Annotated in this window: 20 protein-coding genes; 14 read left to right on the forward strand and 6 right to left on the reverse strand. The window is 63.1% G+C overall.

Annotated elements, in window-relative coordinates; all coding sequences use genetic code 11:
• The first annotated feature begins 43 nt into the window (after positions 1-43).
• From thiM to GR197_RS21655, 10 genes are all read left to right on the forward strand, one after another.
• Positions 44-847: a hydroxyethylthiazole kinase gene (thiM, locus tag GR197_RS21610; RefSeq protein WP_164013200.1), complete on the forward strand. Its 804-nt coding sequence runs from the start codon at positions 44-46 to the stop codon at positions 845-847.
• Entirely contained in the window at positions 844-1,479 is a 636-nt protein-coding gene (gene thiE, locus GR197_RS21615) for a thiamine phosphate synthase (RefSeq protein WP_164013202.1), read from the forward strand. Before thiM ends, thiE begins: the two co-directional genes overlap by 4 nt.
• Positions 1,476-2,285 (forward strand): bifunctional hydroxymethylpyrimidine kinase/phosphomethylpyrimidine kinase, encoded by an 810-nt coding sequence (gene thiD, locus GR197_RS21620; RefSeq protein WP_164013204.1) that lies wholly within the window; start codon positions 1,476-1,478, stop codon positions 2,283-2,285. Before thiE ends, thiD begins: the two co-directional genes overlap by 4 nt.
• Before the next feature lie 215 nt (positions 2,286-2,500).
• Complete coding sequence (locus GR197_RS21625) at positions 2,501-2,989, forward strand: GNAT family N-acetyltransferase (protein ID WP_164013206.1); 489 nt, start codon at positions 2,501-2,503, stop codon at positions 2,987-2,989.
• 16 nt (positions 2,990-3,005) lie between these two features.
• The gene (locus GR197_RS21630; RefSeq protein WP_164013208.1) at positions 3,006-4,028 is read left to right on the forward strand and encodes a glycoside hydrolase family 3 N-terminal domain-containing protein; all 1,023 of its coding nucleotides are present in this window, start codon (positions 3,006-3,008) and stop codon (positions 4,026-4,028) included.
• Between the two features lie 42 nt (positions 4,029-4,070).
• Positions 4,071-5,717 (forward strand): ABC transporter substrate-binding protein, encoded by a 1,647-nt coding sequence (locus GR197_RS21635; protein WP_164013210.1) that lies wholly within the window; start codon positions 4,071-4,073, stop codon positions 5,715-5,717.
• A gap of 56 nt (positions 5,718-5,773) precedes the next feature.
• Positions 5,774-6,751 carry an ABC transporter permease gene (locus tag GR197_RS21640; RefSeq protein WP_164013212.1) on the forward strand — a complete coding sequence of 326 codons (978 nt, stop codon included), beginning with the start codon at positions 5,774-5,776 and terminating at the stop codon, positions 6,749-6,751.
• Between the two features lies 1 nt (position 6,752).
• Positions 6,753-7,631 (forward strand): ABC transporter permease, encoded by an 879-nt coding sequence (locus GR197_RS21645; RefSeq protein ID WP_164013214.1) that lies wholly within the window; start codon positions 6,753-6,755, stop codon positions 7,629-7,631.
• On the forward strand, positions 7,628-8,431 hold the full coding sequence (locus tag GR197_RS21650; protein WP_164013216.1) for an ATP-binding cassette domain-containing protein: 804 nt from the start codon (positions 7,628-7,630) through the stop codon (positions 8,429-8,431). The genes GR197_RS21645 and GR197_RS21650 overlap by 4 nt, the downstream gene beginning before the upstream one ends.
• Positions 8,428-9,327 (forward strand): ABC transporter ATP-binding protein, encoded by a 900-nt coding sequence (locus GR197_RS21655; protein ID WP_164013218.1) that lies wholly within the window; start codon positions 8,428-8,430, stop codon positions 9,325-9,327. The genes GR197_RS21650 and GR197_RS21655 overlap by 4 nt, the downstream gene beginning before the upstream one ends.
• 6 nt (positions 9,328-9,333) lie before the next feature.
• On the opposite strand, the gene GR197_RS21660 is transcribed toward GR197_RS21655, so the two are convergent.
• Positions 9,334-9,771 (reverse strand): VOC family protein, encoded by a 438-nt coding sequence (locus GR197_RS21660; protein ID WP_164013220.1) that lies wholly within the window; start codon positions 9,769-9,771, stop codon positions 9,334-9,336.
• Positions 9,772-9,962: 191 nt separating this feature from the next.
• On the opposite strand from GR197_RS21660, the gene GR197_RS21665 reads away from it, so the two are divergent.
• Positions 9,963-10,643 (forward strand): spermidine synthase, encoded by a 681-nt coding sequence (locus GR197_RS21665; RefSeq protein WP_164013222.1) that lies wholly within the window; start codon positions 9,963-9,965, stop codon positions 10,641-10,643.
• 34 nt (positions 10,644-10,677) lie between these two features.
• Here GR197_RS21665 and GR197_RS21670 read toward each other — a convergent pair whose 3' ends face one another.
• From GR197_RS21670 to GR197_RS21680, 3 genes are all read right to left on the reverse strand, one after another.
• Positions 10,678-11,472: an HpcH/HpaI aldolase family protein gene (locus GR197_RS21670; protein ID WP_164013224.1), complete on the reverse strand. Its 795-nt coding sequence runs from the start codon at positions 11,470-11,472 to the stop codon at positions 10,678-10,680.
• Between the two features lie 59 nt (positions 11,473-11,531).
• Entirely contained in the window at positions 11,532-11,732 is a 201-nt protein-coding gene (locus GR197_RS21675) for a hypothetical protein (RefSeq protein WP_164013226.1), read from the reverse strand.
• A gap of 90 nt (positions 11,733-11,822) precedes the next feature.
• On the reverse strand, positions 11,823-12,728 hold the full coding sequence (locus tag GR197_RS21680) for a choline sulfate utilization transcriptional regulator (RefSeq protein WP_164013228.1): 906 nt from the start codon (positions 12,726-12,728) through the stop codon (positions 11,823-11,825).
• A 95-nt stretch (positions 12,729-12,823) separates the two neighbouring features.
• Between GR197_RS21680 and betC the strand changes: the two genes are divergently transcribed.
• Positions 12,824-14,338 carry a choline-sulfatase gene (betC, locus tag GR197_RS21685; protein ID WP_164013230.1) on the forward strand — a complete coding sequence of 505 codons (1,515 nt, stop codon included), beginning with the start codon at positions 12,824-12,826 and terminating at the stop codon, positions 14,336-14,338.
• A gap of 9 nt (positions 14,339-14,347) precedes the next feature.
• Here betC and GR197_RS21690 read toward each other — a convergent pair whose 3' ends face one another.
• Positions 14,348-15,208 (reverse strand): TIM barrel protein, encoded by an 861-nt coding sequence (locus GR197_RS21690; protein WP_164013231.1) that lies wholly within the window; start codon positions 15,206-15,208, stop codon positions 14,348-14,350.
• Positions 15,209-15,274: 66 nt separating this feature from the next.
• On the reverse strand, positions 15,275-16,645 hold the full coding sequence (locus tag GR197_RS21695; RefSeq protein ID WP_164013233.1) for an amidase: 1,371 nt from the start codon (positions 16,643-16,645) through the stop codon (positions 15,275-15,277).
• Positions 16,646-16,919: 274 nt separating this feature from the next.
• Between GR197_RS21695 and GR197_RS21700 the strand changes: the two genes are divergently transcribed.
• A complete protein-coding gene (locus GR197_RS21700; protein WP_204330335.1) occupies positions 16,920-17,198 on the forward strand; it encodes a hypothetical protein in 279 nt (92 codons plus the stop codon).
• Between the two features lie 90 nt (positions 17,199-17,288).
• On the forward strand, positions 17,289-17,720 hold the full coding sequence (locus GR197_RS21705) for a DUF1810 domain-containing protein (RefSeq protein ID WP_164013237.1): 432 nt from the start codon (positions 17,289-17,291) through the stop codon (positions 17,718-17,720).
• Positions 17,721-17,725: the final 5 nt, after the last annotated feature.

Below are 17,725 nucleotides of genomic sequence, written 5' to 3' on the forward strand. Positions count from 1 at the left end.
ACATGAATGACCCCGTGCCCGCCCCCCGCCTGAAAGGGGCCACATGCAAACCAGGACCACACCAGGAGCCATGCTGACGGCGATGCGCGAAAAGCCGCCGCTTGTTCAGTGCATCACCAATTACGTCGCGATGAACATCGCCGCCAATGTTCTCTTGGCCGCCGGCGCCTCGCCCGCCATGGTGCATGCCGCCGAAGAAGCCGGCGAATTCGCCGGCATCGCCAGTGCGCTGACGGTCAATATCGGCACGCTGTCGCCACAATGGATCGACGGCATGCAGGCAGCAGCGAAGGCGGCGACCTCTGCCGGCAAACCCTGGGTGCTCGATCCGGTCGCCCATTATGCCACGGCTTTCCGCCGCGATGCGGTCGCCGGTCTGCTGGCGCTCAAGCCGACGATCATCCGCGGCAATGCTTCCGAGATCATCGCGCTTGCCGGCGGCGAGAGCCGCGGCCAGGGCGTCGACAGCCGCGATCCGGTCGAGCAGGCGGAAGGTTCGGCGCGATGGCTTGCTGAGCGGCAGCAGGCGATTGTCGCCGTTACCGGTGCTGTCGATTTCGTCACCGACGGCGAGCGGGCGGTGCGCATCACAGGCGGATCGGCGTTGATGCCGCAGGTTACCGCGCTCGGCTGCTCGCTCACCTGTCTGGTCGGCGCCTTTGCCGCAACCGCGCCCGAGGATCTGTTCGGCGCGACGGTCGCAGCCCTTTCAACCTTCGCCATCGCCGGCGAGGAGGCAGCACTCGGTGCGGCCGGTCCCGGCTCCTTCGCCTGGCGCTTTCTCGATGCGCTGCACGCGCTCGACGCCGAAACGCTCGATGCCAGGGCAAGGATATCGGCGGCATGAAGACCTTCGATCTTTCGCTCTATCTCGTGCTCGATCCTGACCTCTGCGCCGGGATCGGCATGGTCGAAACGGCCCGCCTTGCCGTTGCCGGCGGCGCGACGATGGTTCAGCTGCGCGACAAACATGCGGGCACGACCGGGATGATCGAGACCGGACTTGCTTTGAAACAGGCGCTTGATGGCACCGGCGCCCTGCTCATCGTCAACGACGATGTCGAGGCGGCGATCGCCATCGGTGCCGACGGGTTGCATATCGGCCAAGAGGACATGGGTGCGGTGAGAGCGCGGGCGATGATCGGCACCGACATGATCCTCGGCCTCTCGGTCGAGACTGCGGCGCTTGCCGCTGGCGTCGATCGCAGCCTCGTCGATTATACCGGCGTCGGGCCGGTGTTTGCGACCCCGACCAAGACCGACCACAAGCAGCCGATCGGGTTTGACGGCCTGGCAAAGCTGGTGGCGGCTTCGCCGGTGCCGTCGGTCGCCATCGGCGGGCTCAAGGCGGAGCATGCGGCCGAGGTGTTTACCGCGGGCGCCAGCGGCCTTGCCGTCGTCTCCGCCATCTGCGGCACGCCGGACCCGGAAGCTGCCACGCGCCGCATCGCCGCAGAAATTCGAAAGGCCCGCGCATGATCCGCAACGTCCTCACCATCGCCGGCTCCGATCCTTCAGGCGGCGCCGGCATCCAAGCCGACCTCAAGGCCTTTTCCGCCCGCGGCGTCTACGGCATGGCGGTGCTGACGGCGCTGACCGCGCAGAACACGCAAGGCGTCACCGGCGTCCACTTGGTGCCGCCTCCGTTCGTCGCCGACCAGATCAATGCCGTCTTTGCCGATGTGCGCGTCGATGCTGTCAAGATCGGCATGATCGCCAATGCCGGCATCGCCGAGGCCGTTGCCGGCGCCCTCGACAATCGGCGCGGCATCCCCATCGTCATCGATCCTGTGATGATCGCCAAGGGCGGCGCCGCCCTGCTGGCGCCCGAAGCCGTCGATGTGCTGACCCGGCGGCTGCTGCCGCTCGCCACCCTACTGACTCCGAACCTGCCTGAGGCCGCCGCCCTGCTGCAGCAGCCGGTGGCCACGAACCGGGCTGACATGGCGGCGCAGGCCGAAGGCCTGCGCGCGCTCGGTCCGGCCGCGGTGCTGGTCAAGGGCGGCCATCTCGACAGCGACGACAGCCCCGACGTGCTTGCCACAGCCGACGGCCTGCACTGGTTCGAAGCCCGGCGGGTACCGACCAAGAACACCCACGGCACTGGCTGCACGCTGTCGAGCGCGTTGGCGGCTGAGCTTGCCAAGGGTGCCTCGGTGTCGGAGGCGGTCGCCATCGCCAAGGATTACCTTGCCGGCGCGGTCGCCGCCGCCGGAAGCCTGACCGTCGGCTCCGGCCACGGCCCGGTGCAGCATTTTCATGCGCTTTGGAAAGTGGCGGGATAAGCATCCATCATCGACGCAGACATTCAATCGAAACGGCTCGGGCTCCCCGGGCCGTTTTTGCGTTCGGCAGCCGGCTTGCTTTTGAGCGAGAGCATCATGGCGAGCAGCATCGCGCCATTTGAAAAACGCAGTTGACAAGCTCAGCCAGATAGCCAAGTCTATGACATTAAAAGGGGATATATTCCGCAATAACGGAATATGAGGAGGAATGACCGGTGCCAGACCTGCTTGTGAGTCTATACTCCACAAAGCTTGCCGATCTGAATCGGAAAACCGATCATGTCGGTGTCTCCATCCGACCGGCCCTCCCCCCGGAACTGCATCTCGTCGTCGACTGGGTTCGCCAGCAGTTCAGCGAAAACTGGGCGAGCGAAGTCTCCGTCGCCTTCTCCCGCCAGCCGGTTGCCTGCCTGATCGCCGTCGACGGCGGCAAGCTGCTCGGCTTTGCCTGCTACGACACGACGGCGCGCGGCTTCTTCGGCCCGACCGGCGTCGACCCGCAAGCCCGCGGCAAGGGTATCGGCCTCGCCCTGTTTTCCGCCTGCCTTCAGACCATGAAGACGCTTGGCCATGCCTATGCCTTCATCGGCGATGCCGGCCCGGTCGATTTTTACGCGAAGACCGCAGGCGCCATCATCATCCCCGCCCCCGACAAGGGCATCTACGAAGGCATGCTGAGACGCATGGCCGAAATGACCACTTGATCCCGGAGCACCAGAATTGTCCTCGACCCCGCTCGCCCTTTTCGTCGGCCTTCCCAATCCCGTCCTTTCGGATGAAGAATTCGCCTTGTTTCGCGAAACCAATCCGCTCGGCCTGTTCGTCGGCCGGCGCAATCAGCGCGAGCCGGAGCAGACGAAACGGCTGATCGACCGCTTTCGGCAAGCCGTCGGCCGCGACGATGCGCCTGTCTTCACCGATCAGGAGGGCGGGCGCGTCCAGCATCTCGATGCCGGCCCCTGGCCGCTCTTCCGCAGCTTCGGTCAGTTTGCCGAACTGGCCCGCCGCGATTTCGCGCTCGGCAAAAGAGCATTGCGCCTTTCCTCCCAGGCCATGGGCGCGATGATGACAGAACTCGGCCTTTCCAGCGGCTGCTCGCCCGTTCTCGACCTCGTCTTCGAGACGACGAGCGCGGTCATCGGCGCCCGCTCCTTCGGTCCCGATCCCGATGTCATCGCCGCCCTCGGCCGCGAGGTGGTCGACGGCCTGCTCGAGACCGGCAATATGCCTGTGATCAAGCATATTCCCGGCCATGGCCGCGCGACGCTGGACTCCCACAAGGAGCGCCCGGTGGTCGACGCCAGCCGCGAGACGCTCGCTGCCACTGATTTCAAGCCCTTCGTGGCGCTGAAGGATACGCCCTGGGCGATGGTCGCCCATGTCGTCTACTCGGCCTATGACAAGGAATTACCAGCCTCCGTCTCGCCGATCATGCACGACGTGATCCGCAACGATTTGGGTTACGACGGCGTGCTGATTTCCGACTGCATCTTCATGGAATCGCTCTCCGGCACCCTGCCGGAACGCGTCCGACAGGTGCTCGACGCCGGCTTCGACATCGCCCTCCACAGCCATGGCGACATCAGGGAAAGCGAAGCCGCCGCCAAGGCTGCACGGCCGCTGACGGACGCCGCTCTCATGCGGATCGCCGCCGGCAAGGCCCGCCTCGGCAATCTCAAGATCGACCTCCGCGCCGCCCATGCGGAAGTCGAAGACATGTTTGCAAGCGCGCTGGTCTCCTGACCGGCGCGCCATCTCTCACCGTATAAAAAAGGGGAATAAAGCATGAAAAAATATCTTCTTGCCGCCGCCGCCCTGACACTGCTTTCGGGCTCTGCCATGGCGCAAACGGTCCTAACGGCGAATATCGAACCGGCGACGACCTGGGTCCGCAACTTCAATCCGTTCAACCAGACCTCGTCGCGCCAGTCGACGCTCGATTTCATCTACGAGCCGCTGGTTATTTTCAACCGCTTCGACAGCAACAAACCGGTCTATCGCCTGGCCGAAAGCTTCAAGCTCTCCGACGATCTGAAGAGCATCGATTTCAAGCTGCGCTCGAACCTGAAATGGTCTGACGGCAAGCCGCTGAGGGCAGCCGACGTCAAGTTCACCTATGATTATCTGAAGAAATTCCCGGCGCTCGACTTCGTCAGCATCTGGAGCTTCATCACCGATGTCAAAGCCGTCGACGATCAGACGGTGCGCTTCACGCTTGCCAATCCGAGCTCGCTCGCAGCCGAACAGATCTCGCAGCTGCCGATCGTTCCGGAACATGTCTGGAAGGACGTCGCCGATCCGGTCACCTTCGCCAACGAGAACCCGGTCGGCAGCGGCCCGCTGACCGAGGTGCCGCGCTTCACCGGCCAGACCTACGACCAGTGCCGCAATCCGAACTACTGGGACAACGCGCATCTGAAGGTCGATTGCATGCGCTTCCCGCAGCTTGCCGACAACAACCAGATGCTGACGGCAACAGCCGACGGCACGCTCGACTGGGGCGTCTCCTTCATTCCCGATATCGACAATGTCTATGTTTCCAAGGATCCGGCGCATTTCCACTACTGGTATTCGCCAAGCAGCATGGTCGCCTTTCTGTTCAACCTGGAAACGGCGAACGAGAACAACAAGAAGGCCTTCAACGACCTGAAATTCCGCCGCGCCGTCTCGATGGCACTCGACCGCAAGACGATGATCGATGTCGCCGGCTACGGCTATCCGACACTGAACGAAGACCCCGGCCTGATGGGCGAGCTTTACAAGAGCTGGGCGGATCCATCAGTTAAGGCCGACTTCGGCAAGTTCGCGACCTATGATGCCGATGCCGCCAAGGCCCTGCTCGACGAGGCCGGTTACAAGGACAAGGACGGCGACGGCTTCCGCGACAATCCCGACGGCAGCAAGATTGCCTTCTCGATCATCGTCCCGAATTCCTGGACGGACTGGATCGACACCGTCAATCTCGCCGTCGAAGGCATGCAGGCGGTCGGCATCGACGCCAAGATCGAAACGCCTGAAGAAGCCGTCTGGACCGGCAACCTCATCAACGGCACCTTCGATGCGGCGATCAACAGCCTGCCGGCATCGGCTTCGCCCTATTACCCCTACAAGCGCGCCTTCAGCGCTTCGGACAAGGGAAAGACGCGCTTCACCGCGCAGCGCTGGTTCAATCCTGAGGTCGAGAAACTCGTGACCGAGTTCACCCAGACCGCAGACCTTGCCAAGCAGAAGGACGCGATGAACAAGGCGCAACGCATCGTCGCCGAAAACATGCCGATGATTCCGGTGTTCAACAATCCGAACTGGTATCAGTACAACACCAAGCGCTTCACCGGCTGGTCGACCAAGGAAAACCCCTTCGTCAATCCGTCGATCTCGCGGACCAACCCGGCACGCCTCCTGAACCTCTTGGCTCTCGAACCCGTCAAGTAAGCATCATAGTCCTCGGGAGCGGTGCAAAACGCCGCTCCCGTCACGACGGAGTTCCCATGGCTTTCCTGCTTCGCCGCCTGGCCTTCTACATGGCAGCCTTCATCGCGGCAGCGACGATCAATTTCTTCCTGCCGCGGCTGATGCCGGGCGATCCGGTGCAGATCATGTTCTCCAGCGCCGGCACCGAATTGCCGCCGGAAAGCCTGCAGGCGCTGAAGCTCACCTTCGGCTTCGTCGACGGCCCGCTCTGGCAACAATACTTCACCTATCTCGGCAGCATCTTCACCGGCGATCTCGGTCGCTCGATCAAGTATTTCCCGCTGCCGGTCACCTCGGTGCTCGGTCATGCCCTTATCTGGACCGTCGGTCTGATGGGCACAGCGACGATCATCAGTTTTGCACTCGGCACCCTCCTCGGCATCGCCGCCGCCTGGCGCCGGGGCAGCAGGTTCGACGTTTTCGTTTCCGTCGGCGCGATTTTCGCGACCTCGGTGCCGGCCGTCGTCACCTCGCTGATCGTGCTCTTCATTTTCGGCTTCACGCTCGGCTGGTTTCCGAACGGCTACGCCGCCGATCCTTCGCTCGATCCGGCCTTCAGCCTGCAATATCTCGGCAGCGTCGCCTATCACGGCATCCTGCCGATGGTCACGCTCTGCACCGTGTTGATCGGCGGCTTCACCGTCACCATGCGCAACAACATGATCAATCTGCTCGGTGAGGACTATATCGTCATGGCCCGCGCCAAGGGCCTTTCCGACCGGCATGTGATGCTCTGGTACGCCGCCCGCAACGCCCTGCTGCCGACCGTCTCCAGTCTCGCCATCGCCATCGGCACCATCCTCGGCGGCTCGCTCGTGACGGAGGTCGTCTATAACTATCCCGGCCTCGGCAACATTCTCTACCAGGCGATCCTCGCCCGCGATTACCCCGTCATCCAGGGCCAGCTCCTCATCATGACTGCGACCATGCTAATCGCCAATTTCATCGTCGACGTCAGCTATATCCTGCTTGACCCGCGGCTGAAGGGAGCATGAGATGAAAACTCTGCTTCGAAACCGCAAGGCGCTCACCGGCCTCGTCATCATCGCCGCCATCATCATCGTCGCGATCGTTGCACCGCTGCTGACGCAATATGATCCCGCCGCCCGCACCGGGCGGCCGCACCAGCCGCCGTCGCTCGACCATATCCTCGGCACCACCCGCATCGGCCAGGATGTGTTCGCCCGGCTGATCTACGGCGCCCGCACCTCGCTTGCCGTCGGCTTCGGCGCCGGCCTGCTGATCACCCTTGTCGGCACCGCGCTCGGCATCATCTCCGGTTATCGCGGCGGCAGAACCGACGAGGTGATCAGCTTCTTCACCAATATGGTGCTGGTCGTTCCCAATCTGCCGCTGCTGCTCGTGCTCGCCGCCTTCATCGGCCAGGCAAGCCCGCTCGTCATCGCGCTGATCCTCGGCGCCACCTCCTGGGCCTGGGGCGCCCGCGTCACCCGCGCCGAAACGCTCTCCGTCAAGCATAAGGATTTCGTCAAATCCGCCGAGATGATGGGCGAGCCGCAATGGCGCATCATGACCTTCGAGATCTTTCCCAACGTGATTTCAATCGTCGGCATCAATTTGATCGGCAGCGTAATCTTCGCAATTATCACCGAGGCGACGCTTGAGTTTCTCGGCCTCGGCGATCCCCGCGCGATCTCCTGGGGCACGATGCTCTACAATGCCCAGAAGGCCTCGGCGCTTTCGGTCGGCGCCTGGTGGGATATCCTGACCCCCTGCTTCGCGCTCGCCTTCCTCGGCATCGGCATGTCGCTGTTGAACTTCGCCGTCGACGAGATCGCCAATCCGCGGCTGCGCACCGGCAATCACCTGAAGCGCTGGTCCCTACTCGTCCGTTCCGGGGAGGGCCGCCTGTGACGCAGCCATTGCTTTCGGTGAGGAACCTCACCATCGATTATATCGGCGAGGAGAAGGATTTCCGCGCCGTCGACGATGTCAGTTTCGACGTGGCGCCGGGCGAGGTCTTCGGCCTTGCCGGCGAATCCGGCTGCGGCAAGAGCACCATCGCCTTTGCCATCAGCCGCCTGCACAAGCCGCCGGCGCTGATCCGCAAGGAGAGCCGCATACTGCTCGACGGCCGCAACGTGCTCGATCTCGACCGGCAGGCGCTTGCCGCCTTCCGCTGGCGCGAGGTCGCCATGGTCTTCCAGAGCGCCATGAATTCGCTGAACCCGGTGCTGCGCATCGAGACGCAATTCTACGACATGCTGAGCACCCACAAGGGCATGAGCCGTGCTGCAGCCCGCGAGCGCACCGCCGAAATGCTGAGGCTCGTCGATATCGCGCCGGATCGCATGCGCGACTATCCGCACCAGTTTTCCGGCGGCATGCGCCAGCGCATCGTCATCGCAATCTGCATGGCGCTCGATCCGAAGCTCGTCGTCATGGACGAGCCGACGACGGCGCTCGACGTCGTCGTCCAGCGCGAAATCCTGCAGCGCATCAACGAGCTGCGCCGCCGCTTCGGCTTCTCTGTGCTCTTCATCACCCATGATCTCGGGCTGATGGTGCAGTTCTGCGACCGCATCGGCATCATGCTGTCAGGCAGGCTGGTGGAGCAGAACGCGGCCGAGGCGATCTACCGGGCGCCGGAGCACGACTATACGAAAAAGCTCTGGGCCTCCTTCCCCTCGCTTCACGGAGGAGTGCTGCTATGAGCGACGCCATCATCGCGCTCGACACCGTCACCAAGAGTTTCGGACACGGTTCGGCGGCCGTGCATGCGGCGCGCGCCATTTCCTTTTCACTGCATGCCGGCCGGGCGCTGGCGCTCGTCGGCGAATCCGGCAGCGGCAAGACGACCTGCGCCCGCATGGCGATGCGCGAATATCGGCCGACATCGGGCCGGATCCTCTACAAGGGCCGGCCGGTCGAAGCGGCGAATTCCGCCGAGATCGGCCGCTACCGCCGCTCGGTGCAGATGATCTTCCAGGACCCCTTCGCCTCGCTGAACCCCGCCCATACCATCGGCTATCATCTCAGACGGCCGCTGAAGCTGCATCGCCCGGAGATCGAAGGAAGCGAGATCGACGTCGCGGTCCGTGAACTGTTGACGCGCGTCCGGCTCGATCCCGATCGCGTCGCGCCGAAATATCCGCATGAGCTCTCCGGCGGCCAGCGCCAGCGCGTCAACATCGCCCGCGCGCTTGCGGTCCAGCCGGAGGTGATCGTCGCGGACGAGCCGACCTCGATGCTCGACGTCTCGGTGCGCCTCGGCGTATTGAACCTGCTGAACGAGATGAAACAGGAGATGAACCTCGGCCTGCTCTACATCACCCATGATATCGCCACCGCCCGCTATATCGCAGAGGACATCGCTGTGATGTATGCCGGCCAGATCGTCGAATGGGGCAGCACCGCAAGGGTAATCGACAATCCGCTGCATCCCTATACAAAGCTGCTGCTTTCGGCCGTGCCCGATCCCGACATCCGCTTCGAGGACCCGAAGGCCCGTCTCCGACCCGACGAGGTCGAGGATATCCGCCGCCGTTCCGCCGCGCCGCAGGACGAGATCGTCGAAGTGGAGCCGCAGCATTTCATACGGATGATCTGAGGCGGCTCAGCTGAGTTCCTGGGCAAGCCCGAGGAGAAGCCCTTCGGGCCCTCTTATATAGCAGAGCCGATATGTGTCTCCATACTGGACGACTTCGCCGACGAGCTGCGCACCACGCGCGCGAAGCCTTTCAAGCGTGTCGCCGATGTCGTCAACGGTGAACATGACGCGGAGATAGCCGAGCGCGTTGACCGGAGCGTTGCGGTGATCTGCGACGATATCAGGCGTGAGGAAGCGGGAGAGTTCGAGCCGGCTGTGGCCATCAGGTGTGCGCATCATGGCGATCTCGACACGCTGATCGCCCAGTCCAGTAATACGTCCGGCCCATTCTCCTTCGATCATGGCCCGTCCTTCGAGCTCGAGGCCGAGTTCGCCAAAAAAATCAATCGCCACGGCGAGGTCTTCGACGACGATGCCTACATTGTCCATCCGCTTGAGCGCCATGTTTCCAATCTCCAAAGTGTCGTTGCAATCTACGAGGTGGCGCCTCGTCTGACAAAGGACGTTTGAGGCGCCCCAACACCGACAGCCGTCCGAACACCGCCCGTTTTCAAATGGCCTCCGAGGCCCTGCTGACTGGCCCCACTCATTGCCCTATGCTAGGGGACGGCTCTTTCAAGTGAGGCGAAACCGTCATGCTGCCCTGGATCCAGCTCGATTCCGCGACCATTCCCGGCGAAGACGGCGAACTCAGGCTGAAGCAGCGCGGCAGCGAGTTCTCGATCATGCTCGGCGCCAACGAGTTGATGAACAGCCGCCTCAGCGGCTCGGAAGAGGCCCTTGCAACGCTTTCCTGGGAGCGGATCAAGGCCCATCCAAAACCGAGGATGCTGATCGGCGGGCTCGGCATGGGGTTCACACTGCGCGCCGCTCTCGCCATCCTTCCCGAAAATGCCGGCGTCACCGTCGCCGAACTGGTGCCTGCTGTCGTTGCCTGGGCGCGCGGACCGATGGCCGAAGTCTTCAAAGGCTGTCTCGACGATCCGCGCGTCGCCATCCATCAGGGCGATGTCGGTGAAGCGATCCGTGCCGGCAAGGGCGCCTATGACGCGATCCTGCTCGATGTCGACAATGGCCCGGACGGGCTGACCCGCAAATCCAACGATCGGCTCTATGATTTCGCCGGCCTGCGCGCCGCCCGCGACGCGCTTCGTCCCGGCGGCGTGCTCGCCGTCTGGTCATCCGGTCCCGATCCGGATTTTACCCGCCGCCTGAAGGACAGCGGCTTTTCCGTCGATGCCGTCAACACCCGCGCCAACGGCAAACGCGGCGGCGCCCGTCATGTGATCTGGCTGGCAATGAAACCGACCCGCTGACCAAAGCTCCTCAACGATGAGGCCGCCGCCTGGGTCAATTGGCCGAAGCGATCCTGCGGGCGGCATTGATGGCGCGGCGGGCGCCGGAGCGCAGCTGCGTGGTCTCGGCGCCGGCGATCACCAGGTCGAAGCCGAATTTCAACAGTTCGCCGGCCCGCTCGCCGTCGGCGGCATAGGCGCAGGCGAATTTGCCGTGGGCGCGGCAGCGCGAGACGGCATGCTGCATGGCGCTGTCGATCTCGGCGGCGTTCGGCGCCACCTGATCACCGTTCGACAGCGCGATCGAAAGGTCGGAGGGACCGACGAAGATACCGTCAATGCCGGCAACGCCAAGAATGCCGTCGATCGCCTCAAGCGCCGCCCGGGTTTCGACCATGGCGATGGCGACGGTCAGCGCGTTGGCGTTTTTCAGATAATCATCGCCCGACAGGCCCATATGGTTCAGTGCCAGAGACGGCCCCCAGCTGCGCTCGCCGACAGGCGGGTATTTGGTGGTCCTGACGAAGGCTTGCGCGTCTTCGGCCGAATTGATCATCGGCGCGATGATGCCGGAGGCGCCGGCATCAAGCAGCCGCGAGGCGGAGGCGAAATCGCCGACCGGAATGCGCGCCAGGGCCGGCTTGCCGGCAAGCCGCACCTGACCGATGGCATTGGCCGCCGACGGCATGTCCCACATGCCGTGCTGCATATCGAGCACGACCGCGTCGAAGGCCTCCTGCGCCAGGTGGTTGGCAAGCGTGGCGTCGGGAATGCCGACCCAGGCGGAGATCATGCCATCCCGGCTGTTCCTGATCCGCTCCGCAAAGCCGTCGATCTCAGTTGCACCCATGCCATTCTCCTCAATTCATCAGACCGCCAGCGGCCATTGCTGCCCGGCAGCGGCGGCGTTCATACTCTCCGGCGCAGGCGCGAGACGACGATCATGACGGCAATGCCGGCTGCGGCCAGAAGTGCGCCCCACAACACCCAGATCGTTTGCGCGATCATGAAGCTGGACGCAGGATAAGGAAAATAGCCGCTTCCCTGCCCGATCCAGATCAGCCCGAGGAGGACCATCAGCAGTCCGATGATATATCCGATCGTTCGCATGCTTGCGTCACTTTCGCTATGGATTCGTTCCCACAATGTCGGTCGCCGCCGCCGATGACAAGGCCTCTGCTGCGGAGAAATAATCCGGTGTCAGCCGCTCCCTCCGACTTCGTCCACCAGCCAGGCAGCCAGATTTTCGCTGTGCGCGCCTGGAGATCGCGGCGGCACCAGCCAGTAACCGCGGTCCTGCGCCTCGAGCGGCGGGCCGGCTTCGACCAGCATATGCGTGGAGAGCAGCGTATCGACGAGCCCCATCCAGCCGATTGCCACGCCCTGCCCGCTCAGCGCCGCCTGAACGACCAGCGAATATGTATTGAAGCTGATATCCCCGCGGCCGGCATTGATGTCGCGAAGCACGGAGAATTCGGTCAGATAACTGCGCCAGTCGAACCAGGGTGACGGCATCGGCGTGTCGAGATGGATCAGCACCGCCTTGGCAAGCTGCCTCGCATCCTCGAACGGGCCATTGCGATCGAGAAAGCCCTGCGTGCAGACCGGCACGACCTTTTCCCGCAGCAGAAGCGTGCCGATTGCGCCGAATTCCGCCCGCGTGCCGAAAACGACCGCGACATCCGCCTCGTCGCGAAAACCGGCCGAAAACCGCTGCGTCGCGACGATCTGTATATCCGTTTCCGGATGAAGAAGCCGGAAGCCGTCCATGCGCGGGATCAGCCAAAGCGATGAAAAAGCATAGTCGGTTCTGAGCCGGACGACCGGTCGTTGGGCTTCGGCGCGGAAGCTGCGGGCAAGCGCATCGATATCGCCGACCGCTTTGACGGTGACCTCGAGAAGCCGCTCGCCTTCGGCAGTCAGCGTCACGCCGCGATGCTGGCGACGCAGCAGGCTGACGCCGAACTGCTCCTCCAGCCGGCGGATCTGGTAGCTGACGGCCGGCTGGGTAAGCCCGAGCAGCGCTGCAGCCGACGAAAAGCTACCGAGTCTCGCGACCTCGACGAAGATGCGCATCCATCCAAGCTCAAGCGGGTGGTCTGGCATAAAATTTCCTTTAGGCAGCCATTCAAAAATGCCGTCTTTACAGGCACGAGAATAGGCGCTTCAATAAAATCTTCAAATAGCACAGGAGGAGCCGGATGGCGCGCCCGAATATTCTCATCCTGATGGTGGATCAGTTGAACGGGACCTTGTTTCCCGACGGGCCTGCCGACTTCCTGCATGCGCCGCACCTGAAAGTATTGGCTGAACGCTCCGTGCGCTTCGCCAACACCTATACGGCAAGCCCGCTCTGCGCGCCGGCGCGGGCGTCCTTCATGTCCGGGCAATTACCGAGCCGGACGCGCGTCTACGACAACGCCGCCGAATTTGCCTCCGACATTCCGACCTATGCGCATCATCTGCGCGCCGCCGGATATCAGACGGCTCTATCAGGCAAGATGCATTTCGTCGGGCCCGACCAGCTTCATGGCTTCGAGGAGCGCCTGACGACGGATATCTATCCCGCCGATTTCGGCTGGACGCCCGACTACAGCAAACCCGGCGAGCGCATAGACTGGTGGTATCACAATCTCGGCTCGGTCACCGGCGCCGGCGTTGCCGAGATTACCAACCAGATGGAATATGACGACGAGGTCGCCTACCACGCGAGCCGCAAGCTGTTCGATCTCTCACGCGGCCACGACGAACGCCCCTGGTGCCTGACCGTCAGCTTCACCCATCCGCACGATCCCTATGTCGCACGCCGCAAATTCTGGGACCTCTATGAAGATTGCCCGGCGCTTGACCCGGCGGTGGCGCCGATTGCCTTCGAGCGGCAGGACCCGCACTCGCGGCGCCTGATGAAAGCCTGCGACCATGATGCTTTCGAGATCAGTCGCGAACAGATCAGGCGGGCAAGGCAGGGCTATTTCGCCAATATCTCCTATGTCGACGAGAAGATCGGCGACATTCTCGGCGTACTGGAACGGACCCGCATGGCCGACAACACGATCATCCTCTTCGTTTCCGACCACGGCGACATGCTCGGCGACCGCGGCCTCTGGTTCAAGATGAACTTCTTCGAGGGATCGGCGCGCGTCCCGCTGATGATTGCGGCACCCGGCTGGAAGCCGAAACGCATCGATCAGCCGGTCTCCACCCTCGACGTGACGCCGACGCTCGCCGGTCTTGCCGGGATCGACATCACCGCGTTGAAACCGTGGACCGAGGGCGAGGATCTCGCAGGCCTCGCCGAAGGCACCGGCAGCCGCGGTCCCGTGACGATGGAATATGCCGCGGAAGGTTCCGAAGCGCCGCTCGTCTGCCTCAGGGACGGACGCTACAAGCTTTCGCTCTGCGACAAGGACCCGCCGATGCTGTTCGACCTCGAAGCCGACCCGCAGGAACTCGACAATCTGGCGGGAAAGCCGGCGCATGCCGACGCACTGGCGAGGCTTGTCGACCAGGCCAGGCGGCGCTGGAACCTTGCCGATTTCGACGCCGCCGTGCGCGAAAGCCAGGCGCGCCGCTGGGTGGTCTACGCAGCGCTGCGCAATGGCGCCTATTATCCCTGGGACTATCAGCCGCTGCAAAAAGCGTCGGAGCGCTATATGCGCAACCACATGGACCTGAACGTGCTGGAGGAAAGTCAGCGGTTTCCGCGTGAGGAATAGCGCTTCGGTTCAAGCCGACCTGCGGGCCGGCGCCTCGCGCAGGAAATCCTCGATAAACTGCTTTTGCAGCAGGATGCCGTCCCATTCGTCGGGAAAAAACGGCGAGTCGTAGATCAGCGTAAAGGGACCGGCATAACCGGCCCTCTCGCACATTTCCAGGCACCTGCGGTAATCGTCGGCATCGAGCCCGCCAACACCGTAATCGGCCTTGGCGTGGCAGATCTCGGCACGGCGCATGATGTCGGCCAGGCCTTCATATTTCGCGGGTGCCGCCCAATTGCCAAGGTCGCCGTTGAGGCCGACCTTGCCGTCCAGCCGGTCCAGCAGCCAGTTCATCTCGACCGGCGACGGCAGCAGGTCGAACCAGTTCTCGACGACGATGCGCACACCGCTGCCTTCGGCTTTTTCGGCCAGCCAGCCGAGGTGACAGGCGGCGCGGTTCAGGTTTTCCTCGGTCGGTTTCTGCTTGCCGGCGATGACGCGCATCCGCTGTGCCCCCAGTGCAGCGGCGATATCGATCCACTCCGCCATCCATCTGACGTCGCGTTCGGCCGTCTCGGCATGGCTCGGATCGCCGTCCTCGACCAGCAGCGTCTGGAACAGCACTTTCGAGGCCGTCATCGCATCGCGCAAATCACTTAGATAGCCGGCCTCAAGGCTCGGCAGATGGAAGGAACAGACCTCCAGCCGATTGACGCCGCGCGCCGCCAACGCCGCCGGAATGTCGATGAGTGCCGCGGCACCAGGGCCATAGGGTTCCTTCGGCGCAGAACTTTTGTCGGGATCGGGACTGTAGGCATAAACGGCACCGAGCAGCCGATGCAGCGACCACGTCGAAACCGCGAAGCGTCCGTTTTGCAAGATCTGCACGTGCCTTCCTCCAATATTTCCTTCTGCCATCCATGGCAATAAAAGCCAGCCGGTTCAATTGCCGCCTCAGGCGAAATCGCCGCGGACGACCGGCTCGGCGGCAAGGGCAACTCCCAGCAGCGTTTCGTCGCGACGGGCCATGGCCGAGAGCAGCAGGCCGACCGGCATGCTTGAGGCACCCGTGCCGCAGGGGATAGAGACGCCGCACCAGTCGAGGAAATTGCCGAGCGCGGTGTTGCGCAGCGTCTTGTTGTTGGTCGCGAAGAACAGCTCGTCGTCCCCTTCCAGCGGTCCGATCGGCGGCGCGACATGGGCGACCGTCGGAAAAGCGAGCAGCCGGTCGCCGACAAGGCGCTCGACATCCGCGATCATCCGTTTGCGCGCCTCGAGGATCGCCAGGTAATCGACAAGGGTCGTCCTGCTTCCCAAGCGGGTGCGCATGACGACGCGGCGGTCCATCCTGTCCGCATCCGGTCCGGCCAAGCGTTCATGGTGAAGCGCGAAAGCTTCGGCGGTGACCAACGGGCCATATCTCGTCATCAGATCGAAAATCGCGTCGAAGGCGGGAATGACGGCACGGGCAACATGGGCGCCGGCCCTTTGAAGACGTTCCAAACCGGCCTCGAATGCGGCGATGACGCCCGGTTCGGCTCCGTCGAAGACGATATTTTCAGGCACGAGCAGTTCCAGCCCCTGCAGCGGACGCTCGACGACGTCAGATGCGATCCGACCGCGCATCGCCGCATCGATCCACACTGCGTCCCTGACGCTGCGGCAGAGCGGTCCGAGCGAATCCAGGCTCATGGCCAGCGGATAGACGCCGTCCATCGCATGACGGCCGCGGGTCGCCTTGTAGCCGACGATGCCGTTGAAGGCGGCCGGAATGCGCACCGAACCGCCGGTGTCCGTGCCCATCGCCACCGGCACCAGGCCGGCTGCGACCGCGACACCGGCGCCCGAGGACGAGCCGCCCGGAATGCGCGGGAGGTCGGTGCCGCGTGGATTGACCGGCGTGCCGTAATGCGGATTGATGCCGAGGCCCGAAAAGGCGAATTCGCTCATATTGGTGCGGCCGATGGCGACCATGCCGGCCTGCCGGAGGAGGTCGACGACGACCGCATCGCGCTTGGCCGGCGCGTCTCCGGCCAGCACGACGGAACCCGCCGTCGTCGCCCGGCCTTCGATATCGAAAAGATCCTTCCAGGCGATCGGAATGCCGTCCAGCAATCCGAGCGATCGGCCTTCCAGCAAACGCTTAGAAGAGGCGCGCGCCTCCTCCATCGCCCGGCTTTCAGTCAGCGTGGTGAAGACCGCCTTGTCGGCGTAAGCGGCGATGGTGTCGAAGACCGCCTCGGCCACGTCGACCGGATCGGCCGCGCCACCTTGAATGAGAACGGAAAGCTGGGCGACCGACATCGCGCCGAAGGATTTGCTCATGGGACGATCCACTGAAAGATGATCCTCTGGACTACCCCGGATCATTCCGGCGAGCCAGAGCATCACGATATTTTGCATTTATTAGGACGATTTTTTGAACACTGAGTTTGCAGATTGCCCCTTCAATTGCCGCGATTAAAGACACACATGCTGCACGCATGCGGGAGTCGGTCCGCCATGAGGGTTGAGAGTTTATTCTTGAGAGACCGGCGCCACATGTGTTGCAGGAGTAATGAAGATGACAGATTGTGAAAATTTGACCCGTCGCCAGGATATGGTGACCCTCCATGTAAAGGAGGATGGAACCGCCGGCTTGGGCGAGCGCGACTATGTGGAACATGTCAGCGCCCAGAAACTTTCGGGCTTCGAGCGGATTGTCGTGGTCGCAGCGCTGGCTCTCTTGAGCTTTGTCGGTTTTGCCGCATATTCTTCCAGCGAGACGGACCCGGTGACGACATCGGCCATTGCCGCCCCCGCTGGCGACAGCGCGCCGCACCATCAGCCTTACGGCCATTGCCGTGAGAGCAGCCCTTATGCCGAAAGGGTCTGCTGAAGGCGAGTTCGGCTCGCGCGGGTAAAATCACCTCGCCGGGCGTGGAGACCTTGGCCCAGGCTGCATAATGCAGGAAAAGGGAAAAGGACCATGGCCGGTGATATCGATTACAATCTCGACCGTTTCATCGACGCCCAGAACGGCATTTACGAACAGGCGCTCTCCGAGCTGAAAGCCGGGCGCAAGACGTCCCATTGGATGTGGTTCATCTTCCCGCAGATCGCTGGTCTCGGCACGTCGGCAACGGCGGAAAAATATGCGATCCGCTCGGCCGAGGAAACCGCTGCCTATCTTGCCGATCCCATTCTCTCAAGCCGGCTGCTACGCTGCATCGAAGCGATATTGTCGGTTGACGGCCGATCGGCGCATGAGATCCTCGGTTCACCCGACGACCTGAAGCTGCGCTCGTCGATGACATTGTTTGCCGCGATCAGCGACCATGGCTCGCCCTTCCACCGGGTGATCGAGCATTTCTACCAAGGGAAATTCGACGAACGGACTATGGAAATCCTCCGGACTTAGAACAG

The organism is Rhizobium phaseoli, assembly GCF_010668805.1.
GTDB lineage: Bacteria > Pseudomonadota > Alphaproteobacteria > Rhizobiales > Rhizobiaceae > Rhizobium > Rhizobium phaseoli_A.